Annotated in this window: 23 protein-coding genes; 4 read left to right on the plus strand and 19 right to left on the minus strand. The window is 71.2% G+C overall.

Translation table 11 applies throughout. The annotated features are described in order from the left end of the window. Positions 1–37 precede the first annotated feature (37 nt). The 5 genes from ETAA1_RS30550 to ETAA1_RS33665 form a co-directional block, all read right to left on the minus strand. Complete coding sequence (locus ETAA1_RS30550) at positions 38–334, minus strand: anti-sigma factor family protein (RefSeq protein WP_202920537.1); 297 nt, start codon at positions 332–334, stop codon at positions 38–40. 194 nt (positions 335–528) lie between these two features. Continuing rightward, on the minus strand, positions 529–1,041 hold the full coding sequence (locus tag ETAA1_RS30555) for an RNA polymerase sigma factor (RefSeq protein ID WP_145244381.1): 513 nt from the start codon (positions 1,039–1,041) through the stop codon (positions 529–531). Between the two features lie 162 nt (positions 1,042–1,203). Beyond that, on the minus strand, positions 1,204–1,941 hold the full coding sequence (locus ETAA1_RS30560; protein WP_145244382.1) for a PAS domain-containing protein: 738 nt from the start codon (positions 1,939–1,941) through the stop codon (positions 1,204–1,206). Positions 1,942–2,238: 297 nt separating this feature from the next. After that, the gene (locus ETAA1_RS33660) at positions 2,239–2,868 is read right to left on the minus strand and encodes an ISAzo13-like element transposase-related protein (protein ID WP_261341993.1); all 630 of its coding nucleotides are present in this window, start codon (positions 2,866–2,868) and stop codon (positions 2,239–2,241) included. Further along, positions 2,828–3,460 carry an ISAzo13-like element transposase-related protein gene (locus ETAA1_RS33665; protein ID WP_145242808.1) on the minus strand — a complete coding sequence of 211 codons (633 nt, stop codon included), beginning with the start codon at positions 3,458–3,460 and terminating at the stop codon, positions 2,828–2,830. The genes ETAA1_RS33660 and ETAA1_RS33665 overlap by 41 nt, the downstream gene beginning before the upstream one ends. Before the next feature lie 424 nt (positions 3,461–3,884). Here ETAA1_RS33665 and ETAA1_RS30575 point away from each other — a divergent pair, with 424 nt between their 5' ends. From ETAA1_RS30575 to ETAA1_RS30585, 3 genes are all read left to right on the plus strand, one after another. Further along, on the plus strand, positions 3,885–4,769 hold the full coding sequence (locus ETAA1_RS30575) for an RNA polymerase sigma factor (protein WP_145244383.1): 885 nt from the start codon (positions 3,885–3,887) through the stop codon (positions 4,767–4,769). Between the two features lie 66 nt (positions 4,770–4,835). Then, positions 4,836–5,591, plus strand: a complete 756-nt coding sequence (locus ETAA1_RS30580) for an SDR family NAD(P)-dependent oxidoreductase (protein WP_145244384.1) — start codon at positions 4,836–4,838, stop codon at positions 5,589–5,591. A gap of 27 nt (positions 5,592–5,618) precedes the next feature. Further along, on the plus strand, positions 5,619–6,101 hold the full coding sequence (locus ETAA1_RS30585) for a TIGR03067 domain-containing protein (protein WP_145244385.1): 483 nt from the start codon (positions 5,619–5,621) through the stop codon (positions 6,099–6,101). Here ETAA1_RS30585 and ETAA1_RS30590 read toward each other — a convergent pair. From ETAA1_RS30590 to ETAA1_RS30625, 8 genes are all read right to left on the minus strand, one after another. Then, complete coding sequence (locus ETAA1_RS30590) at positions 6,076–6,360, minus strand: hypothetical protein (protein WP_145244386.1); 285 nt, start codon at positions 6,358–6,360, stop codon at positions 6,076–6,078. The two genes, ETAA1_RS30585 and ETAA1_RS30590, sit on opposite strands and share 26 nt — an antisense overlap. A gap of 32 nt (positions 6,361–6,392) precedes the next feature. Beyond that, positions 6,393–8,714, minus strand: coding sequence for a 2OG-Fe(II) oxygenase (locus tag ETAA1_RS30595; protein WP_202920538.1), 2,322 nt, complete (start codon positions 8,712–8,714; stop codon positions 6,393–6,395). A 22-nt stretch (positions 8,715–8,736) separates the two neighbouring features. Continuing rightward, a complete protein-coding gene (locus tag ETAA1_RS30600) occupies positions 8,737–9,294 on the minus strand; it encodes a peptidylprolyl isomerase (RefSeq protein ID WP_390621259.1) in 558 nt (185 codons plus the stop codon). 165 nt (positions 9,295–9,459) lie between these two features. Beyond that, a complete protein-coding gene (locus tag ETAA1_RS30605; protein WP_238389326.1) occupies positions 9,460–9,765 on the minus strand; it encodes a DUF3362 domain-containing protein in 306 nt (101 codons plus the stop codon). Between the two features lie 105 nt (positions 9,766–9,870). Next, complete coding sequence (locus ETAA1_RS30610) at positions 9,871–10,770, minus strand: SWIM zinc finger family protein (protein WP_145244390.1); 900 nt, start codon at positions 10,768–10,770, stop codon at positions 9,871–9,873. 2 nt (positions 10,771–10,772) lie between these two features. Then, entirely contained in the window at positions 10,773–13,796 is a 3,024-nt protein-coding gene (locus ETAA1_RS30615; RefSeq protein ID WP_145244391.1) for a DEAD/DEAH box helicase, read from the minus strand. A gap of 124 nt (positions 13,797–13,920) precedes the next feature. Next, a complete protein-coding gene (locus ETAA1_RS30620) occupies positions 13,921–14,676 on the minus strand; it encodes an IS1096 element passenger TnpR family protein (RefSeq protein WP_145244392.1) in 756 nt (251 codons plus the stop codon). Between the two features lie 45 nt (positions 14,677–14,721). Beyond that, positions 14,722–15,078 carry a DUF3362 domain-containing protein gene (locus tag ETAA1_RS30625; protein WP_238389327.1) on the minus strand — a complete coding sequence of 119 codons (357 nt, stop codon included), beginning with the start codon at positions 15,076–15,078 and terminating at the stop codon, positions 14,722–14,724. 238 nt (positions 15,079–15,316) lie between these two features. On the opposite strand from ETAA1_RS30625, the gene ETAA1_RS30630 reads away from it, so the two are divergent. Further along, complete coding sequence (locus tag ETAA1_RS30630; RefSeq protein ID WP_145244394.1) at positions 15,317–16,600, plus strand: acetyl-CoA hydrolase/transferase family protein; 1,284 nt, start codon at positions 15,317–15,319, stop codon at positions 16,598–16,600. On the opposite strand, the gene ETAA1_RS30635 is transcribed toward ETAA1_RS30630, so the two are convergent. From ETAA1_RS30635 to hoxE, 6 genes are all read right to left on the minus strand, one after another. After that, positions 16,585–17,007, minus strand: a complete 423-nt coding sequence (locus tag ETAA1_RS30635; protein WP_145244395.1) for a hydrogenase maturation protease — start codon at positions 17,005–17,007, stop codon at positions 16,585–16,587. The genes ETAA1_RS30630 and ETAA1_RS30635 overlap by 16 nt on opposite strands. Further along, the gene (locus ETAA1_RS30640; RefSeq protein WP_145244396.1) at positions 17,004–18,428 is read right to left on the minus strand and encodes a Ni/Fe hydrogenase subunit alpha; all 1,425 of its coding nucleotides are present in this window, start codon (positions 18,426–18,428) and stop codon (positions 17,004–17,006) included. The genes ETAA1_RS30635 and ETAA1_RS30640 overlap by 4 nt, the downstream gene beginning before the upstream one ends. Positions 18,429–18,512: 84 nt before the next feature. After that, the gene (locus ETAA1_RS30645; RefSeq protein WP_145244397.1) at positions 18,513–19,058 is read right to left on the minus strand and encodes an NADH-quinone oxidoreductase subunit B family protein; all 546 of its coding nucleotides are present in this window, start codon (positions 19,056–19,058) and stop codon (positions 18,513–18,515) included. Continuing rightward, on the minus strand, positions 19,046–19,762 hold the full coding sequence (gene hoxU / locus ETAA1_RS30650; RefSeq protein WP_145244398.1) for a bidirectional hydrogenase complex protein HoxU: 717 nt from the start codon (positions 19,760–19,762) through the stop codon (positions 19,046–19,048). The genes ETAA1_RS30645 and hoxU overlap by 13 nt, the downstream gene beginning before the upstream one ends. Positions 19,763–19,810: 48 nt before the next feature. Then, entirely contained in the window at positions 19,811–21,448 is a 1,638-nt protein-coding gene (locus ETAA1_RS30655; RefSeq protein ID WP_145244399.1) for a NuoF family protein, read from the minus strand. Continuing rightward, positions 21,438–21,923 (minus strand): bidirectional hydrogenase complex protein HoxE, encoded by a 486-nt coding sequence (hoxE, locus tag ETAA1_RS30660; RefSeq protein WP_145244400.1) that lies wholly within the window; start codon positions 21,921–21,923, stop codon positions 21,438–21,440. Before hoxE ends, ETAA1_RS30655 begins: the two co-directional genes overlap by 11 nt. Positions 21,924–22,008 lie beyond the last annotated feature (85 nt).

Raw genomic sequence — 22,008 nt, forward strand, 5'->3', positions numbered from 1 at the left:
CCCGTGAAAAGCCCGCGCGGCCCGAGGGCGAGAAGTGTCAGAGGATGTGGATGTCGGGCCGGGTGTCGTCGAGCTCGCCGGAGGCGGGCCGTGCCGCAGCTGCCCGGATCGTGGCGAGGAGCCGGGCCGCCACCGCCGGCGGCGGCGTGATCGGGGGGAGCGAGCCGGCGAGGCGGATCACCTCCCGGTAGTCGTTCGCCCGGACCCGGCACGTCGCGCACGCTTCCAGGTGGTGGGCGATGCCGGTGCGGAGCAACTCCGGGAGAGCCCCGTCTCGGAACGCACCGAACAAGGTCGTGACCCGCTCGCACGCCGCCGCGCCGGGCGGGAGCACCGGGGCGGCGCGGGCGGGAAGCGGGGTTGTCGAAAGGGAATCGGAATCGCTGACTGGAGCCTGAACCGGGCGCATCGGCGGCTGCCCTGGGGGGTGAGTCGGACCCGGCTGCGGTTGGCTCCGGCCGTGGTCCGGTACAACCCTACGTCACGAACGTCCCGGACGCAACCCGGTTCGTCGGCGCCGGCCGCCCGTCACGACGCCGACCTCAGCGCGGCCCGGAGCCGGAGGCGGGCCTGGTGGAGCCGGTCCCTGACCTCCGCCGCGCTCACGCCGATCAGGCTTGCGACCTCGGCCACCGGTAGGCCCTCGACGTCGGCCAGCACGAACGGGTCGCGGCAGACTTCAGGGAGCCCCCGGATCGCCGCCTCGAACTGGATCCCCGGGTTCGGCCCGGCGGTCGCGCCGGGCTCCGGCCGTGGGGCCGGCGCGCCGGCCCGCGCCCGCCGCCGGGCGAGCACCGCGTTGACGGTAACCCGGTACAGCCACGACCGGTGGGGCGACTCGTCCGGGGCGAGCGCGGGCCGGCGGACGATCTGGGGTAGTATCTCGTGGGTGACGGCCTCGGCGCCGGCGGGGTCGCCGAGCAGCCGGAGCGCGACCGTGTAGACCCGGGCGGCGTGGACCCGGTAGGCCTTCTCGGCGGACCGCGACCCGGCAGGGTCGGGGGGGAGGCTCGGGGGGTCGTCGAGTTCGCTCCAGGGCATCAGGCCGTCCTCGGCGGGATCAACTGCGAGGAGTCGCGCGAACCGACCGGCTGGCGGAACGCCGCCCGCGGACAGCCGACCGGGTATCCTGCATGTAGCACGCCGGCCCGGGCGAGGCCGGCCGTTTTCGCCCGTCAGCCCAACTTCGCGGTCGTTCAGGGGCTACCCGGCGGCCGGCGCCTCGACGGCGACGGCCAGCGCCCGCACGTCCGGGTCCGGGAGTAGGTTGGTGACCCGGAGCCGGACGCGGTGGTACGTCCCGTCGGCGCGCCGCAGCCGGGCACACCCGTCCGCCTGCCCGCCCGGCCGGCCGAGGAGGTCGGTCGCGGCCGCCGCCAACCCCCGCCGGTCGTCCGGGTGGACCCAGTCGGCGGCGTCGGCACCGGCCAGGGCTCCGGGCGGGTAGCCGAGCAGCCCGGCGAACCAGGGGTTCGCGTACCGGACCACCCGGTCGCTTCCGACGAGGACGCACCCGACCGGCGCCCGCTCGACGAACGCCCGGATCAACCCGGTCGCCTCCCGGGTCGCGGCGCCGGCCCGGCGGAAGTCGTCGATGTCGGTGCTGGTGCCCACCCACCCGACCACCACGCCGCCGGCGTCGACCGTCGGCTCGGCGCGGGAGACGAAACACCGGTACCGCCCGTCCGCCCGTCGGAGCCGGTGCTCGGCGTGGTACGGGCGGACCAACTGGCGGGCGGCCGCCCACCGGTTCAGGGTGTCCGGCAGGTCCTCCGGGTGGACGAGCCACCCCCACTCCCAGCCGAGGAGGTCGTCGGCGGGGATGCCGGTGTACTCGGCGCACCGGTTGTTGACGTACTCCAACTCCCCGGACGGGCCGGCGGCCCAGACGAGTTGGGGGAGGGCGTCGAGCAGGCGGAGCGGCGGGAGGTCGGGTGACATTCGTCGGGCCGGTGATGAACCGGCCGGGTTCGGTGGAGCAGGGCGACCGGAGACAGCAAAACGAACCGCCCGGCCAGGTGCGCCCGAACCGAGCCGTCCCTGGTTAGGCGGGAGGGGGAGGTCACACGGCGTCTCGCCCAGAACCCCGCCGTCCGGCGGGTTGCCGGCGACCCGGAGGGCGGCGTGGCTCCGCCACGCGGCCGAGGGCGGTGATTCGCACGGCGGGAGCGACAGGACGGCATCCCGGTGCGCGACACCAAGACTTCGACGCCGATTAGGCGTCCGGCAGGTGAAACGCTACCTACCCCTCGGCTTCCGGGGGCGGATGGTGATGTCGTACTTGGGTAGCGTCTTCGACCGCTCCAGCCGGGCTTCGACCGGCCGCATCTCGGCCTTCGTCAGCGTCACACCGCTGGGGTACCCGCCCGACAGGGTGTCCACCGCCGGCGCCTCCCCCTGCCAGGTCATTCGCCGGGCGTACCCGAGGATGACCGCCAGGCTCGTCAGCAGCCCGCCCCGCCACTTCCGCTCCAGCGCCGACCAGCACCGCTCGACCGGGTTGTACTTGCTGTGGTACGGCGGGTAGTAGACGAGCCGGACGACCAGCCCGGAGGCGTCGGCGAACGCCACCATCCGCTTGAGGAACTGGGTCCGGGAGCCCGAGCAGTTCGGCCCGTTGTCGAGGTACACGACCAGCCGGCGGACGTGCCCGAGCCCGCCCTTCACCCGGTCCCACCACCGCCCCAGCCCGTCCGCCCACAGGTCGCTCGTCTCCCGCGGGCCGAAGAACAAGGACAGCGCCCCGGTCGCGACCATCAGGATGCCCAGCGGGGTCCACTTCCGGGCCGGCGGCGGGTCGTGGTCCAACCCCTTGGCGGACGACCCGTCACCGGCCGTCCGGGTTTTTCCCCCCGCGGACGTATGCACCCTCGGCCACCTTCGCCTTGGTATCGACCGAGATTTCCAGACTCCCCGGGTCGGCCGCGGCCGCCGCCCGGGCGGCCACGACGTTGGCGAAGATGAGGTCGGTGTCGGCCGTCTTCTTCAGCGGCCGCCCCTTCCGCACCCGGGCCAGCCGGTACCCCATCCGGTTGAGGATGTCCCGCATCGTCCGCTCGGCCGGCAGGTCGGCGTCCGCGTACCCGCTGGCGCGGAGCCGGGCGAGGACCTCCCGGGCGGCCAGGTCGGTGTACCGGCGGTCGGTCTTGAGTTCCGGGTCGGCGTGGGTCCGGGGCTCGACCAGGTCCCGGATGTCGGCGGCGAGGGACGTGTCGGCGTCCTCCGTCCGCACCCGCCCCCGGGCCGGGAAGTTGTCGACGCACCGGATGCCGGACGCCAGCTCGTGAAGGCCGGTGCGCACGGCGTCCCGGCCCCACCCGAACCGCCGCTCGGCCCGGCGGGCGCTGCCGCCGCACAGGGCGACGGCGACCTCGGCCTGGAACAGCCGCTTGGGGTGCCCGGTCAGGCGGTCGGCGGCCCGTTGCAGGAGGCGGTCGGTCGGGTCGGTGGAGTCGTCCATGACTCGGGGCTCGGGGGGAATGGCGGGTGGCCGCTATCATCCCCAACCCGACTCGCCGGCGGAAGCTGAACCGATGGGTAGGATTCGACTCGCCGGACGCCTTACCGGGGAAAAGTTCACCCGGTCGCAAAATTCGAACTGGAACGCGAAGCCGGTCGCTGGAACAACGCGGTTCGCCGTCCGTCCGGACGAGTCGGCGCGAACCCCGCGAACGACCCTTCGGCCCACGTCGGCACCACTCGGTCTTCGTCCCGCTATCGCTTTTTCCACGTGGCGATGTCTTGGCGGATTGGCTGACCGCGTCCCGCGAATCGATCACCACATTCTCCGGCCCGCGCTGTCACAATCGCACGCCTCCCGTGTCCAAGTCGCCGGGGAGTTCCATACCGACCGTGTCGATTTCTTTGGATCAGAGAGGGGACTCGTGTTCAACCCGTTCAGCGAGGTGGCCGGGAGCGGCTCGGGCGACGCCGAGTTGGTGGAACAGGCCAGGAACGGCGACCGCGCCGCGCTCGAACAGTTGGTCCTGCGGCACCAGGCGTGGGTCTACAACGTCGCCGTCCGCATGGTCTTCCACCCGCAGGACGCCGAGGAGGTGACCCAGGAGGTGCTCATCAAGGCCGTCACCCGGCTCAGCACGTTCCGGGGCGAGAGCCGGTTCCGCACCTGGCTCTACCGCATCGCCGCGAACCACGTCCTGAACATGAAGCGGCGCGGCGGCGAACTCCGGCCGCAGACGTTCGCGTCCTACGCCGCGGCCATCACCGACACGCCCGATTTGGACCTGCCCGACCCGAAGACCGTGCCCGTGGACGTGCCGCTCCTCGTCGAGGAGGCGAAACTCACCTGCACGACCGGGATGCTGATGTGTCTCGACCGCAGGCAGCGGCTCGTGTTCACGCTCGGCGAGATCTTCGGCGTCAGCGACGCCGTCGGGGGCGACATCCTGGAGGTGTCGGCGGACAACTTCCGGCAGTGTCTGTCGCGCGCCCGCCGCGACCTGTACCAGTTCATGCACGGCCAGTGCGGGCTGGTGAACGCGAGCAACCCGTGCCGCTGCCCCAAGAAGACGAAGGGGTTCATCGACAACGGGCACGTCGATCCCGCTCACCTGCTGTTCGTCCCGCTGCACGTCCGGCGGGTCCGGGAGGCCGCGGCCGGCACGGTTCGCGAGATCGAGGACGTACTCGACCGCCAGTACGCGGCCGTGTATCGCGATCACCCGTTCCTTGAGCCGCCGGACCAGATCGACTGGCTCCGGCGGGTCTTCGACCGACCGGACGTCCGCACGGCCCTGCACCTCGACTGAGTCAATCCGATCCGCCGTTGTCACAGTCGGCCTCCCGCCGTGTCTACGGGGGCAGGAGGTCGAGCCATGTCGAAACTGCACGGCAGAGTGGCCCTGGTGACCGGGGCGTCGAAGGGGATCGGGGCCGGCATCGCCCGGGAGCTGGCCGCGGCCGGGGCGGCGGTCGGCGTGAACTACGCCACCGATCAAAGCGGAGCGGTAGCGGTGGTCGGCGAGATCACGCAGGCCGGCGGGCGGGCCGTCGCGGTTCCCGGCGACGTGTCCAGGGCGGCCGACGTGGCCCGAATGCTCGCGGAGGTCACGCGCGCGTTCGGCGCGCTCGACGTCCTCGTGAACAACGCCGGGGTCTACGCCGCGATGCCGCTGGAGGCGGTGACCGAGGACGAGTTCCACCGGGAGTTCGACACGAACGTGCTCGGCCCGCTGCTGGTCGTCCGGGAATCGCTCGGGCACTTCGGGCCGGCCGGCGGGAGCGTGATCAACATCGGCTCCGGGGCCTCCCGGATGTGCCCGCCCGGCTACTCGATCTACTCGGCCAGCAAGGCCGCCCTGGACGCCATCACCGGCGTGCTGGCCAAGGAGCTGGCCCCCCGACACATCCGGGTCAACTCCGTCAACCCGGGGGCCACGCTGAGCGAGGGGACCAGGGCGGCCGGGCTGTACGGCGTGGGGAGCGAGTTCGAGCAGCAACTGGTCGCCCGGACCCCGCTCGGCCGCATCGGGACGCCGGCCGACATCGCCAAGGTGGTGGCGTTCCTCGCCTCGGACGACTCCGGCTGGCTGACCGGCGAGATCATCCTCGCCTCCGGCGGGCAGCGCTAAACCCGATCAACCAACAGGGGGGGAACGATGAAGCGGTGCATGCTGGGCGTGGTGTGGTTGGCCGTCGCGGGCGTGGGCGCTGCGGACGAGCCGAGGGCGGCCGAGGTCAGGAAGGCGGCGGGCGCGAAGGCGCTGGAGACGTTTACCGGCACCTGGGAGATCGTGACCGTCCGGCCGGACGGGGCGACGAAGGACGCCCGCCGGCTGGTGTTCCGCAAGGACGGCGGCTACGCGGCCCAGGACAAGGACGGCAAGGAGTTGTGGGCGGGGACGTTCGAGATCGACCCGACCGCCAGCCCGAAGGTGTGGGACCACCGGTCGCACGACGCGAAGAAGACGGGCACGGACGTACTCGGCATCTACGAACTGGACGGCGACAAGCTGACGGTGGCCTGCGTCGTCGGGCAGTGGAAGGGGAAGGAGTGGGCCGGCAAGCCGCGACCGAAGTCCGTCGACCCGACGGGGGCCGACGTGGTGCTCGAACTCAAGCGGGTCGGGCCGGGCAAGTGAGGGATCCGGCTTCGAGTTGGGGGCCGCGTGCGGCCACGCTCGCCCGCTCGCCCGTGGTCACCCACTCGCAAGGATACTCGATCGCCTCCTTCGGCGGGTGCCCCGGGATCAGGCCGTCGCACCCGCCGATCAGGTCGGCACCACTCCGTCTCCGGAGCTCGTAGTCGCGGAGGTTGCGGGCGATCGTCACCGGCTCCTTCGTGAACGGCTCGATCCCCGCGGACCACATGCACGTGGCGACGTCAGGGGCCGTCCGCATGACGGAGCTGATCCTGGCGGGATCGGGCGGTGTCAGGGGGCCGACGGCAACTCGCGCAGCAGGCGGCAGTCCGTCTTGTAGCGCTGCACGGCCCGGTCGTAGGAGCCGGTCGTCTTCGTGAGGACCAGGGTGTAGGGCCGCCCGGTGCGCTCGAGGCGGTGGGTCACGTCGCTCCGGTGCCGCTCGACCTGTTGAATCACGTGGCGGCGGCTGTCCTCGCCCGCCGGGATGCGGCCGACCCCGGCGGCCGGGTCGGCGAGGAAGGTGTTGAGTTGCGTACAGAAGTTGCACCGGCACTCGACCGTGGCCGGCCGGGCCCAGTCCGCCGGCGGGGTCGGCTCGGCGGCCGTCGCCCGTTCGAGCTCGGCCCGCACCGCGTCGAGCCACGCCCGGAGCGGCGGGTAGACCGACCCGAACCGCTCGCGCGACCACGGGACCAGCTCTTTCAGCGCGGGAACCTGGCCGTAGTCCAGTGTGAAGTCGGACGGTGATTCCCGAACGTACCGGATCACCCGCGCGAAGTCGTCGTCGCGGCCGGCGGCGGCCAGCGCCCGGAGCAGGTCGGGAAGTGACTTCTCCGCGGCGGTCGCGGTCGTGCAGTCCCGCCCCCACCGCGGGCGGGCGTCGCGCTCGCAGAAGCGGCCGACCGCGACCCGGCACAACTCCCCGACGAGAAGCCGCCACTCGGGGTCGTGCGTCGTCTCGCCGCAGACCTCCGCGAGCCACTCGAGGTCGCGCGGCGCGAGGTCCCGCCGGTGTCCGTACTGGTCCGCACGGGGTGAAATCAACAGCTTCAACTCCCGCTCGAACGCGTCCCACCCGAACTCGCGGCACGCGGCGGCGACGAACGTCTTGAGGGGCGTCGCCTCGTCCCGCTCCGCCAGGACGGTCAGGAAGGCCGCGACGGCGTCCCGGTCGTGCAGCGCCAGGAGGGCGGCCGGGAATTGGTCGCAGGGCGAGGTGCCTTCGCGGAAGTGCGCGTACCGGTGGGGCCAGTTCGCCACGAGGGCGCGGGCGAACCGGAGGCACTCGCCGCGGGCCGCGTCGCGCTTCGCCTTCGGCGTCTTCGACAGCCCCTTGACCATCGAGCGGAACTGCGGGACGCACGCGGCCGCGTGGCCGCGGGTGACCACGTCGTAGTGGCGGTCGCGGGGCCAGACGACGACCGCCGAGCGGTGGTACCAGCGGTCGAGGGTGTTGCCGGCGTTGCCCGTGTAGCCCTCGTACTCCTCGGCCGTCGGCTTCCAGTCGTCGAGCGGCGTGGCGGAAACGACGGCCACGGAGTCGAGCGCGACGGCGCCCCACGACTGCTTCTTGCCGTCCAGGTCGGCCCACTCCTCGGCGTACAGTTCGTCCTCGATCTCCTCGCCGACACGGATCTGCTGCCCGCCTTGTAGTCGCGTCCGCCTGTCGCCGTAGCCGTAGCGGTCGTACTCGTCGAACGCGGAATTCGTGAGGTGGCGCGACACCTGCGCCAGGTGGACGAGGCACCCGGCGTGGCCCGCCGCGGCCGCGACGCCCGCCGCGAGCGTCCGGTCCGCCCCCTTCAGCAAGTCGAGGGAGAGGCCGCGCTGCGTGTAGTGGTGGTCCAGCGCGAACACGAGCGGCTTCGTCGGGTGACGCGCGACCCACGACCCGATCGCCTCGACCAGTGCGTCGGCCGGGGCCGCGGGGGTCGCGGGTCGGACCGCCGCGCCCGGCGCCAGCACCAGGTTGTAGGCCAGGGCGATGCGAACCCCCGCGGTCACCCGCGCCACTTCGTGTTCGCAGTCGGCGTAGAACGCGGCGAACCAGGCGCCCGTTCCCGAGGCGGCGTCCCGGAACGGGATCTTCTCCTCGGCGGGGCCGTGCCGCACGACCAGCGTTCCGCCCTCGAACGGGTTGGGGAGTACGGCGATCAGGCTCGCCACCATCCGGTCGTGCTTTTCGCTGTCGCGGTGCGGCAGGAAGAACCCGCCCTTCTCGTAGACCAGCAGCTTGTACAGCCGCGCCTCCAACCGGTCGGCGGGCAGGCCGAGCGCCTGGGCGGCCGTGCGCGTGGCGTCGGCAACGGCCGCGGTCCACCCGGCGCCGAGGCTGAACTGCGCCGGGTCGAGCTCGAAGGTCTTGCGGACCCGGTCGTCGACGAGGGTCTGCGTGCCCTTGCCGTAGGGCGCGGCGTGGCACGCCGCGACGAGCGCCTTCGCCGCACCGCGCCGCAGCGGCACCGGTACCGGCCCGATTCCTTCGACGACCAACCCCGGATCGGCCGCGGGCAGCGCGCCGTCCACGACGAACTTCGCCGACCGCGCGGCCGCGTGGACCGCCGCGGCCAGCGCCGGGACCGGGGACGATTTCCCGCGGGATTTGCCCACCGCCGGACTCCGTTCGGACGACCTACCCGACCTTGCCGCAATCGCTGATGACGACCTTGGCCGACGTCCGCCCGCTCGGCGAGCCGACGGCTTCGATCTTCTTGATCACGTCGTACCCCTTCACGACCTGCCCGAACACGACGTGCCGGCCGTCGAGGTGCGGCGTCGCGGCCGTGCAGAGGAAGAACTGCGAGCCGTTCGTGTTCGGCCCGGCGTTGGCCATCGACAGGGTGCCGGGGCCGAAGTGCTTGCCGGCCTTGCCCTTGAAGGTCTCGTCGTCGAACCGGCCGCCGTAGATCGACTCGCCGCCCCGGCCGTCGCCGGTCGTGAAGTCGCCCCCCTGGCACATGAAGTCCGGGATCACGCGGTGGAACGACGAGCCCTTGTAGGCGAGCGCCTTCCCCGCGGCGTTCTTGGTGCCGACGCACAGCTGCAGGAAGTTCTCGGCGGTCTTGGGGCAGGTGTCGGCGAACAGTTCCATCTCGATGCGGCCCGCGGCCTTATCGCCGATGGTGATGTCGAAGAACACGACGGGGTTCTTCGGGTTCACGGGGTGGTGCGGCTTGTAGTCGTCGGCCACGGGAGTTCCTTGTTTGGGTGCTGGGGGTTGGCCGCCCTCGGTGCTCGACCCGTCCGTCGAGCACCCGGGCAGGACCGCAAGGCAGGTCGTCAGGACGATTCCCCGCAAGAGGCTCACCGGCTTGCGACTCATGACGGTCTCCGCTGGAAGAATCGGGTGAGAGGATTATCGGCCCGCGAGGGGGGAAGGCAAGGACGCCGCCGGTAGCCGGTCGTCGAGGGCCCTGCGCTCGCCGGGCGGATCGCCCGTCGCGGGGTTGGCGACAGTGCGGTAGTTGTCGGCGTCACGGCGTCGGGCCTCGATCGCCTCCTTCGGCGGCTGAGCGGGGATCAGGCCGGCGCACCCGCCGATCAGGTCGGCCCGGCCGGCCTGCGCCAGCGCGTCGCGCACCAGGAAGTCGTTCTCCGGCTTGAAGAACCGCATCAGCGCCCGCTGCAGCTTCCGGTCGCGGAGGTTGCGGGCGATCGTCACCGGCTTCTTCGAAAACGGCTCGACCCCCGTGGACCACATGCACGTGGCGACGTCAGTGGCGACAGCGCGCGCTAGACGCGACTCACATGCCATCTCACCACAGAGTCATTGCGGGCGTCGAGCACCTCGTTTTTCCTCGGGAGGGTCGGCTGCCGGGGGCATGGACTCCGCTTCGAACACCGTCAGTCCACGCCGAGCGGCGGCGGAATAGGTCGGGACGAGGGTGTCGAGAAATCGGTCGGTGCCGCGCCAGAACGGGAACCCGCCGAGGCGCTTCGGGCCGGCGGCATCGACCGGCGGCAGCCGGACGTCGCCGTACAACTCCGCCGGGAGCGGGCCGCTCGCCCAGAAGGTCGCGGCGTCCGACGGGACGGGTTCGGGTGGCGCGGGCGGAGCGGCCTCGGCCGCGTTCGGCCCCGGCCCGGCAGAGAGCCGCCCGCAGATCGTCTCGCGGTCGGTGCCGCGCAACCGGAACAACAGGAACGGGTCGCGGTCGAATTCCTCGCCGATCAGATAATACACCGCCGCGATGTGCTTGCACGGGTTCGACCAGTCCGGGCACGAGCAGTCCGTCTTGATCTCCTTCAACGAGCTCGGGAACAGCGACAGCCCGACCCTGGCGAACGCCGTCTCGATGTCCTGCGGCATCTCGCCGGCCAGCAGTTTGGCGGCGAACGCCGCCTGGGTGTTCAGTTCGCCGACCAGTTTGTCCCAGTCCGTGGCCGCGAGCTTCTCGATCTCGATCACCACCGCGTACGGTTGCGGCCGCGACCCCTGAACCTTCGCGGTCACCTTCCCCGGTGCGATGCCGATGTCCGTCACCTGGCCCTGGCGGGCGTAGCTCCGGCCGCGGCCGAGGCGGGCACCGATGTTGAAACTCTCCAGCACGCCGATCCACTTCTTCGCCCACCACGTCGTGCCGAACGCGCCGGCCTTCGACTGCGCCTTGATGCCCCCGGCGACGGCCCGCGGCTTCGACTTGGGGAAGAACTCGCCGTACCACATGGTCAGTCCTCGACGGCGTCGGGGCTCAGGGCCAGCACCTCGCGCAGCTGCGCGTCGCCCAGCCCGGTCAACCACGCCTCGCCGGTGCCGACCACCGCCGCGGCGACGTCCCGCTTCCGCGCCAGCATCTCGTCGATCCTCTCCTCGAGTGTACCCGAACAGACGAACGGGTGAACCTGAACCGTCCGCCGCTGGCCGATGCGGAACGCCCGGTCGGTGGCCTGCGCCTCGACGGCCGGGTTCCACCAGCGGTCGAAGTGGAACACGTGGGTGGCCGCGGTCAGGTTCAGCCCGGTGCCCCCGGCCTTGAGCGAGAGGAGGAAGACCGGCGGGCCGGCGGCGGACTGGAAGCGTTCGACCATCGCGTCCCGCTGCTTGCGGCTGGTCCCGCCGTGCAGGAACAGCACCTCGCGGCCGACCGTCTCGTGCAGGTGGCGGCGGATGATGTCCCCCATCTCGGTGAACTGGGTGAACACCAGCGCCTTGTCGCCCGCGGCCAGCAACTCCTCCAGCATCTGCGTGAGGCGGGTGAGTTTTCCCGAGCGGTTGGGAAGCGCCGAGCGGTCGCCGAGGAACTGCGCCGGGTGGTTGCACACCTGCTTCAACTTCGACAGCGTGGCGAGCACGAGCCCCTTCCGCTGAATCCCTTCCGCGCCGGCGAGCGCGTCGGCCAGGTCGTTGACCACGGCGGCGTACAGCGTGGCCTGCTCGCGGGTGAGGGTGCAGAACTCCGTCGACTCGATCTTCGCCGGCAGGTCGCGGATGACGGTCGGGTCGGTCTTCAGCCGCCGCAGCAGGAACGGCCCGGTCAGCTTCTTCAGCCGCCCGGCGGCCGCCTGGTCACCGTGCCGCTGGATCGGGGTGAAGAACTCCCGCCGGAACGCCGCCGCCGAGCCGAGCAGGCCGGGGTTGAGGAACTGCCCGAGCGCCCACAGGTCGCCGACGTGGTTCTCGACCGGGGTGCCGGTCAGGGCGACACGGTACTCCGCGGCCACCGCCCGCGCGGCCTGGGCGGTCTTCGTGTTCGGGTTCTTGATCGTCTGCGCTTCGTCGAGGATCACGCCCGACCACGCAAGCGGCTCGAACAGGTCGCGGTCGCGGGTCAGCAGCCCGTAACTGGTGAGCACGACCGCCGTTCCCGCGGCGGCCTTCTTGAGGGCGGCTTTCGTTTTCGCCCGATTCGGCCCGTGGTGGATCAGCAGCGGCAACTGCGGGGCGAACCGGGCCGCCTCCCGCGACCAGTTGCCGACGACCGACATCGGGCAGACGAGCAGCACCGGTTGCGTCACGCCGGCTTCGCGGTCGCGCACCAGCAGCGCGAGCGTCTGGAGCGTCTTGCCCAGCCCCATGTCGTCGGCCAGACACGCCCCCAACCCCCAGCGGCGGAGGAAGGCGAGCCACGAGTACCCGCGTATTTGGTACGGCCGCAGCGTGGCGTTCAGGCCGGCGGGGGGTGGCAACTCCGCGAACTCCGCCGCGGTCAGCTGTCGCAGGAACGTCTCGACCCAGCCGGACGCGACCGCCCCCCGAACGGGCAACGGCGTGCCGTCCGGCGTGACCCCCAGGGCGAGTTTCATCGCCTCGCCGGCGGCGAGCCGCGTGGGCTTCTTCTTGAGCAGTTCGATGGCGGCCCGGATGTCGTCGGCGTTCACCTGCACCCACTTGCCCCGCAGGCGGACGAGCGGTGCCTTCAGCCTCGCCAGCTCCTGCAGCTCCTTGAGGGTCAACTCCTCGTCGCCGACGGCGACCGCCCACCGGAACTCCACCAGGTCTTCGAGCGTCAGCCCGCCGCCGCCGGACATCGGCGGGCTGTTCACCTTCGCCGTCACCTGGATCGTTTGCCTGGTGGCGTGACCGGTCCACCACGCCGGCAAGAGCACGCCGAACCCCGCTTCTTCGAGCAGCCAGGCGGTTTCGGTGAGGAACCGGTGGGCCCCTTCGGCGGTGACGGCGAACCCCGTCGGGGCGGCGGCCTTCAGGGTGGCGTCGATGTCGGGGCTGAGGCGGGCCGCCTGTCCCAGCCCGGCGAGCAGGAGCGGCTTCGGGTCGGTGCGGACGCCCTTCGCTTTCCCCGCCCATACATCCTTGGCCGGCACGTACAGGCTGAGGTCGTCGCGGGCTTGCAGCAGGTACCGCACCTGCCACGTCTGCGTGTGCGCCTCTTCGTCCGGTTCGTCCAGGCGAAAGCAGAGGCGGAACGGGGCGGCCTCGGCCGCGGCGATCGGCCGCCGCCACTCCCTCACCTGCTCGTTCAGTTGAACCGCTTCGGCGTCCGTGCCCCCGAACGCGCCGCCGGCGGAGCGGAGGGCGTGCAGCCAGCGGTCGTGGGTGCTGGGGAACTCTTTGCGGGCGCGTTCGCGCTCCCGCCCGCGAACCAACTCGTCCACGACCAACTCGACGAACTCGCGGAGAACCTCGGCCGCGGGGCGGTCCGGCATCCCGGCACCAGCGGCCCGTGCCGCCGGCGGCATCGCCTTCGCCAGTCGGTCGAAGTGGGTCGCGTCGCCCCCCGCGACGACCGGCGTCCAGCGGGCGAACCACCCGTCCGACTGGCGAACCAGACCGGGGAGGAACTGCTGCCGGGTGACGAGTGCGGCGGCGAACCGCATGGCCGCGGCCCAGTACCGCAGTGTGACCCCAACCCCGACACCCGCGCCCAGCGTCGGGCTCTCGGCGACGCCCGCGAGCAGATCGAGAACGACGGCGATGCCGGGCCGACAGGCGGGGACGGTCCAGGCGAGGACCTCCGGGACTCCGTCGGGCGGGTCGCCGAGGAGCGGCGACGACGGCACCGGGCGGCGGGCGGCGGTGGGCAGCCAGACCGTGGCCGCGTCCGACTTGATGGCGGCAGCCGCGCCGGGGATCAGGGCACCCAACGCCGACGCCAGTTCGTCGGGTGTCGCGGCGAACGGGTGGGCGGGCGGCCGACCCTTCGACCGGCTGGGGGTGGCGTCGGTCGGGAGGATGGTGCGTTCCGCCCAGAGGACGCACTGGTGCTTCGTGACCACCGCCTGAAGTAGCAGCATGTTCGAGCCGGCGCGTGCGGGTGGGGAGGGGTTACTCGAACCGGGCATTTCTCCGGACAGGATATCGACGCGGCCTGCCAGGGCTGTCGGACCCGGACCCGACCTCACTCCGCCACGTTGGTCCCTACTCGTCGGCGTACTGTGGGGGAGATTGGCCCACCCGCTTGATGACGCGCGGGTAGGTGACGGTCGGAATGGCGTGCTCGATCCGCTCCACCTGAACCTGATGAAACCACTCGTCGCCGAAGTCGAACAGGTAGCCGAAGACGCGATTCGGCTTCAGGTCGAGGCCGTCCAGCGTGGTCGTGCGGGCGTCGCCGTACCCCTTCTTGCGTTCCTGCGGGTCGGGGATGCCGTAGTTGGGGCCCTTGGGATCGAACGGCCGCTTGCCGAACTGGAACTCGTAAAGGTGCTCATCGGACCGGTCGAACGCCGCGAAGATGGCTCGGTGAAGCTGTTCGAGTGTCTGGTCGCCGCGGACCTCGATGGTGCGGCTAATCACCTTGTTGGCGAACTTCTCGCTGACCGGCCCACCCGCCAGGAAGACCAAGACGACGTACAGGTTCGCCGGGGGGGCCGCCGCCGTCGCGTCAACGCGTCTCGGGGGGTTGCCGGGGCGTTCGGGGCTCGTTCCCGACTTGCGCCGATTCCACGGCGGAATCTCGTCTTCCGGGACCAGGAGTTGGAGCGACCGGGGCTGTCCCGGGTGGCGCAGGACCAGACCCTTCTTTTCCAACGTCTTCACCATCTGATTCACCGAGGGCGGCGAAACGCACATGGCCGCGGCGATCTCGGATTCGGCGGGCGGGCGGCCGTGCAGACCGATGTAGGCGTGAATGAACGCCAAGTATCGGCCCTGGGTCGGAGTGAAGTCGGCCATCACTCGGGTTCTCCTCACCACCGGGCGGGTGCGGCCCGCCCGAGGTCACGTCTTCGGTCCACCGTACTTCTTCGTCTGCCGTCGCTGCTGCGACTTCCGCCCCGGCCGGTACCCGGTCGGCTTCGGTGGTTCTGCCCCACGCTCGCCGGGCTTCTCACCCTTCGCCGGATTCGCGACGGTGTGGTAATGGTCGCCCTTGAAGGCTTCATTCGCCTGCCTGCGTTTGGCGTCGATCGCTTCCTTCGGCGGGTGCGCCGGGATCAGGCCGGCGCACCCGCCGATCAGGTCGGCCCGGCCGGCCTGCGCCAGCGCGTCGCGCACCAGGAAGTCGTTCTCCGGCTTGAAGAACTGCATCAGCGCCCGCTGCAGCTTACGGTCGCGCAGGTTGCGGGCGATCGTCACCGGCTTCTTCGAAAACGGCTCGATCCCCGTGTACCACATGCACGTGGCGATGTCGAACGGTCTACCTGTTTCCATGAGGTCTGACAAGCAGCGCGGCTGATCGGGAAGCACGAGCAGTTCCGACAAGTAGCTACCCGGTACGCCGAGTTCCAGCCGACCTACCAAGTCGTCGCATCGACACCTCGAGTCCATACGAAATCACCAAAGGGCATCCGTCGACACGGCCGAGGGGGATGACATGAGAGCAGCCGAGCGGGCGTCGCCGACCGCGGCCGTCCTGCCGATCCGCAGCGGGATGAACGTGTTCGTCCAGGGCGCGGCCGCCACCCCGACGCCGCTACTCGAGGCGGTTGCCGCCCGCGCCGACCTGGAGGACGTCACCTTCTACCACATGCACACGAACGGCCCCGCCCCGCACGTCGCCCCCGGCGTGCGGGACCGGTTCCGGGCGGTGTCGCTATTCACGGGCGGGCCGCTCCGCGAGGCCGTGGCCGCCGGCCGGGCCGACTTCGTGCCGGTGTTCCTGTCGGACATTCCCGGTCTGTTCACCTCCGGGCGGATCAAGCTGGACGCCGCCCTGCTCACCCTCTCCCCGCCCGACCGGCACGGCAACTGCAGCCTCGGCACGAGCGTCGACTCCGCCCGCGCCGCCGCCGACACCGCCCCGATCCTGATCGCCGAGATCACCCCGCGGATGCCCCGCACCCACGGCAACACGGTGGTGCCACTCGACCGCCTGACGGCGTACTGTCACTCCGACCGCCCGCCGCACGAGCACCCGCCGGAGCCGACCACACCGGTCGAGGACGCCATCGGTGCGCTGGTGGCCGACCTCGTCCCGGACCGCGCGTGCCTCCAGCTGGGCATCGGCGGCATCCCCAATGCGGTCCTCGCCCGGCTGAAGGACAAGCAGGATTTGGGCGTCCACTCGGAGATGCTGGCCGACGGGTTCGTGGACCTAGTCGCGTGCGGGGCGGTGACGAACCGGTACAAGGCGGTCCACCCCGGCCGGAGCGTGACCAGCTTCGTGAATGGCAGCCGGCGGCTGTACGACTTCGTCGACGACAACCCGCTGGTCGAGTTCCACCCGTGCGACCGGACCAACGACACGGCCCTGATCCGCAAGAACGACCGGGTGGTGGCCATCAACTCCGCCCTCCAGATCGACCTGACCGGGCAGGTGTGCGCCGACTCCATCGGCCACCGCATTTACTCCGGCATCGGCGGGCAGATGGACTTCATCCGCGGGGCGGCGGTGTCGAAGGGCGGGCTGCCGGTCATCGCCCTTCCGAGCACTGCGAAGGGCGGCACCTTGTCCCGCATCGTGCCCGAACTGGACGCCGGGGCCGGGGTGGTGACCAGCCGCGGGCACGTGCACTGGGTGGCGACCGAGTACGGGGCGGTGGACCTGCACGGCAAGAGCCTGCGGGAGCGGGCCGCCCTGCTGATCTCGATCGCCCACCCGGACTTCCGGGACGAGCTGCGGCGGCGGGTCGTCGCCCTGCGTCACTTCGTGATGTGATCTCGCAACACCCGCTCGGCCGCCCCCACCGCGGCGGCGGTGGCGGCGCTCAGCCCCTCGCCGAACCCCAGGTCGAAGGCCGGGACGGCGAGCAGCCACCCCTCCGGCGCGCGGCCGCACAGGACTTCACACAGCCCGAGCAACCAGGCCGGGTCGCCGGTGTGACCGAAGTCGGGGGTGCGGGCCGACGGGGCGAGTCGCTCCAGCCGCACCCCGCCGGCGTCCACCGCGGCGTCGGCGAACACCACCCGGTCGCACCGGGCCAACTCCTCGACGTGTTCGGGCAGGAGTTGGTGGACCACCAGCACCCGACAGCCGGCGCGGCCCGAGAAGCGGTTCGCCACGGCCGCCCCCGCGCCGTCGTCGCGGCGGAGGGTGTTACCGATGCCGACGAGCAGCACGCTCACCGCTTCGCCTCGGCGATCACCTCACCGCCCGGCCCGATCAACTGCAAGTGCAGCGGCATCTGGCCGTGGGCGTGCGTCGAGCAGCTCAGGCACGGGTCGTAGCAGCGGATGCCGTGCTCCACCCGGTTGAGGAACCCTTCGGGGATGGCCTTCGTGTCGCGGATGTAGTGCTGGGCGATCTGGGTGATGGTGCGGTTCATCGGCAGGTTGTTCTGCCCGGTGGCGATGATCATGTTGACCGACTTCAGCAGCCCGTTCTCGTCCACCGTGTAGTGGTGGAACAGGGTGCCGCGGGGGGCCTCGCTGCACCCGACCGCCTCCAGGCTGTTCACCCCCGCCTCGGCCCGGTGCCGGGTCGAGCGGATGTCCGGGTCGGTCAGGTGCCGCTCCAGCCACTCGGTGCAGGCGAGCATCTCGACGGCCCGGGCCAGGTGGTACAGGAACGCCGAGTTGGCCACCCCGCCCGCCCGCTGGCGGAACTCGACCAGTTCCGCGTCGGCGAGCGGGGTGCCGATGGTGGTGCACACGTTCAGCCGGGCGAGCGGGCCGACGCGGTACGCCCCGCCGGGGAAGCCGTGCGGCTTGTAGTACGGCGACTTCAGGTACGAGTCGTGTTCCACCTGCTCGGCGATGTGGGTGCGGTAGTCGGCCGGGTCGATGTCGTCGGCCACCACCTTCCCGGTGTGGTCGGTGATCCGCAGGACGCCGTCGTGGTGCTCCCAGCCGTGGTCGGTCGGCCGCACCAGGCCCATGTACAAGCTCGGGTGATTGCCGAACACCTCCACCTCTTCGCGGTGGGTGTCGAGGTACGTCTTAATGAACCCGAGGGCGGTCTGCACCGTCGCCCGCGCTTCCGGCAGCCGGCCGAGCAGTTCCCGACACGTCTCTTCGCTGGCCGCCTCCCGCACCCCGCCGGGGACCGCCCACGCCGGGTGGATCTTCCGCCCGCCGAGCCGCTCGATCACCTCCTGGCCGTACTGCCGCAGGCGGATGCCGGCGCGGGCGAGGTCGGGATGAGACTGGATGACGCCGAAAACGTTGCGGGTGGCCGGCGGGCTGTCGAACCCGAGCAGCAGATCGGGGCTGCTCAGGTGGAAGAAGCTGAGGGCGTGCGATTGCAGGATCTGCCCGAGATTCATGGTGCGGCGGAGCTTCACCGCCGCGACCGGCGGGCGGACGCCGAGGATGCCGTCGCCGGTCTTCGCCGAGCAGAGCAGGTGGCTGACCGGGCAAATGCCGCACACGCGGGCGGTGAGGCTGGGCATCTCGCCGAACGGCCGGCCGACGCAGAACCGCTCGAACCCGCGGAACTCGACCACGTGGAACCGGGCGTCGGCGATCCGGCCGTCGTCGCCGACGAACAGGCTGATCTTGGCGTGCCCCTCGATCCGGGTGATCGGGTCGATGATGATTCGCTTCATCGCAACACCTCTGGCCGGTGGCACCGGCGGCGACGCCGGTGGGCGGGGCGGCACGGGCGGGACGCCCGGTGCCACCAGAACCACTCACCCGAACCGGATCAGCTCGGCCGCCCGGCTCGGCGTGCGGGCGGCGAGCAGGTCTTCGACGATCGCCCGGATGCGGGCGGCCGGCGGCGGGCAGCCGGGCAGGTAGTGATCGACCGGGACGACCGCGTGCAGCGGCAGCACCTTGTCGAGCAGCACGGGCACGATCTCGCGGTCGTCGGGCAGCTTCAGCCCGGTGCCGGCGCTCTCCAGCAGGTACGACGTGCGGAGCACCTCCAGGCTCTTGCCCAGCGGGTTCCGCATGGCGGTCACGTTCCCGTTCACCGCACAGTCGCCGAACGACACCACCACCTTCGACCGCTTCCGCAGCACCTTCGCCATGTGCCGGTTCTCCTCGTTCGCCACCGCGCCTTCCACCAGGGCAACGTCCACCCCGTCCGGGTACTCCTTGGCGTCGGCCAGGGGGCTGTAAACCAGGTCGATGTGCGGGGCGAGGTCGATCAGCCACTCGTCCATGTCGAGGAACGACATGTGGCAGCCGGAACACCCGCCGAGCCAGACGGTGGCCAGCCTCACACGGTCCATTTTTTCTCCCTCCGGGCCAGGACGAGGTCGCCGAGCTTCTCGCGGTCCTTGGTCATCTCGGCCACCGTGCTCCCCTGGCGGAACAGGGCGCCGGTCGGGCACGACTGGACGCACTTGCCGCACGACGTACACGTCGCCGACTCGCCCCACGGCTGGCCCATGTCGGCGATGAGGTGCGACAGGGTGCCGCGGCCGGCCACGTCCCAGGTGTGGGCGCCCTCGATCTCGTCGCACGTCCGGACGCACCGGGTGCAGAGGATGCAGCGGTTGTGGTCGACCGCGTACTGGGCGTGGCTGACGTCCACCGGCCGCACCGGGTTCAGGTACGGGTAGCGGACGTGGTCCATCCCCAGGTCGGCGGCGGCGGCCTGGAGCTCGCAGTTGCCGTTCGCCACGCACACCGCGCACACGTGGTTCCCTTCGGCGAACAGCAGTTCCAGGATCATCTTGCGGTATTCGCGGAGGGTGTCCGTCTGGGTGCGGACCACCATCCCCTCGGCGGCGGCGGTGACGCACGCCGCCTGCAACCGCCCGCGGCCCTCCACCTGCACCAGGCAGAGCCGGCAGGCGGCCGCCTCGGACACGCCGTCCAGGTGACAGAGGGTGGGGATCCTGATGCCGGCTTCCGCGGCCGCGGCGAGGACCGATTCCCCCGCCCGCGCCGACACCGGCTTGCCATCAATGGTCAGCGTGACGACGGCCATGTTGGGGTCTCCTGTCTGCCCCGGGCGGGCCGGGCGGACGCACCGGCTTCACACCACCGACAGCGGGATGACGGACGCCCGCGGCGGGCGGGCGAACTCCTCGGGCTGGAGCAGCGCCTCGTACTCGGCGGCGAAGTAGCGGATGGTGCTGAGCACCGGGTTCGGGGCCGACTGCCCCAGCCCGCACAGGCTGGTGTCCCGCACCAGCTGGCACAGCTCGACGAGCGTGTCCAGGTCGTGGCGCGTGGCCTTCCTCTCCACCAGCTTGGTGAGCAGGCCGTGCAGCTGGACGGTACCGACCCGGCACGGCACGCACTTCCCGCACGACTCGTCGGCGCAGAACTCCATGAAGAAGCGGGCTACCTCGGGCATGCGGTCGGTGTCGTCCATCACGATCATCCCGCCCGACCCCATGATCGACCCGATCTTGCCCAGCGATTCGTAGTCGATCGGCGTGTCCAACAAGCTCGCCGGGATGCACCCGCCGGACGGCCCGCCGGTCTGCACCGCCTTGACCGCCTTGCCGTCGGCCGTGCCGCCGCCCAGTTCCTCCACCACCGCCCGCAGGGTGGTGCCCATCGGCACCTCCACCAGCCCGGCGTTCTTCACCTTGCCGGTGAGCGAGAAGATTTTCGTCCCCTTGCTGCGGTCGGTACCGATGGCGGCGAACCACGCCGCCCCGTTCCGCGAGATGGCGGGGATGGTGGCGAACGTCTCGACGTTATTGATGAGCGTCGGCCGGTCCCACAACCCGCTCTCGGCCGGGTACGGCGGCCGCGGCCGCGGGGTGCCGCGGAGCCCCTGCACCGAGGCGATCAGGGCGGTCTCCTCGCCGCACACGAACGCCCCGGCGCCGATGCGGATCTCGACCTTGAACTCGAACGGCGTCTGGAAGATGTTCGCCCCGAGCAGCCCGGCCTTCGTCGCCTGGGTGATGGCCGCCTGCAACCGCTCGATGGCAAGCGGGTACTCGGCCCGGACGTAGATGAACCCCTGGTTCGCCCCGACCGCGTAGGCGGCGATGGCCATGCCCTCGAGCACCTGGTGCGGGGCGTCCTCCATCACCGACCGGTCCATGAACGCGCCGGGGTCGCCCTCGTCGCCGTTGCAGATGACGTACTTCTGCCCGGGGGGCATCTTCTCCACCGTCGCCCACTTCAGGCCGGTGGGGTAGCCCGCCCCGCCGCGGCCGCGGAGCCCGCTGGCCGTCACGTCCGTCACGATCTCGTCCGGCCGCTTCTGGAGGGCCTGGTACAACCCTTCGTACCCGCCGACGGCGATGTACGACTCGATCCGCTCCGGGTCGATCTGCCCCGCGGTGGCCCGCACCACGCGGAACTGCTTGCGGAAGAACGGCTGGTTCGGGTCGATCCGCTGGGCGTCGGTCGCCCCGCCGCTCAGCGCAGCCACGATGCCCTTCGCCTGCTCGGCCGTCACCTTGCCGAACATGCCGCCGTCCGGGTGCGACATCACCACCGGCCCCGCGCTGCACAGGCCGGGGCAGCCGACGCCGACGGCCGTGAGCGTGTCGTTCAACCCGTTCGCGGCCACCGACGCCTTGAGCTGCTTGAGCACATCGGCCGAGCCGGACGCCCGGCAGCCGCTGGAGGTGCAGCAGCGGATTTCGTTCGGCTTGGCCTTCGCCCGCTCGGCGTCGGCGATCCGGAGGAGTTCGTCATGATCCATGGGTCCACTCCTTCACCCGGGCGGTGAGCTGGTCGGGAGTGATGGTGCCGACGGTGGTGCCGTCCAGGACGACGGCCGGGGCGATGCCGCACGCCCCGAGGCAGCGGGCGACCAGGAGCGACACCTTGCCGTCGGGTGTCGTCTGCCCGGCCGTGATGCCGCCGAGGTCGCCGACCGCGTCCACCAGCTTCTGGGCACCCTTCACGAAGCACGCCGTGCCCATGCACACCACGCACGAGTGCTCGCCCCGCGGCTTCAGGCTGAACAGGTGGTAGAAGGTGGCGGTGCCGTACACCCGGCTCGGCGGCAGCCGCAGCGCCCGGGCGACGTGCCACAGGACGGGCGTGTCCAGGAACCCGAAGAGCTCCTGGGCCTTGTGCAGGACGGCGATGAGCGCGTCCGGTCGGTTCTGCTGCTTGCGGATGGCGGCGTCGAGGATTTTCAGCCGCTTGTCGGCGGGAAGCGTGGCGGGCATCACGTCCTCCGTGGGCACCTCGTTGCTTCCGGACGCGGTTAGAATATGCTGCCAGTGTGAAAATGCGACATCAATGTCAACTTTA

This window comes from Urbifossiella limnaea (genome assembly GCF_007747215.1).
Classification (GTDB): Bacteria; Planctomycetota; Planctomycetia; order Gemmatales; family Gemmataceae; genus Urbifossiella; species Urbifossiella limnaea.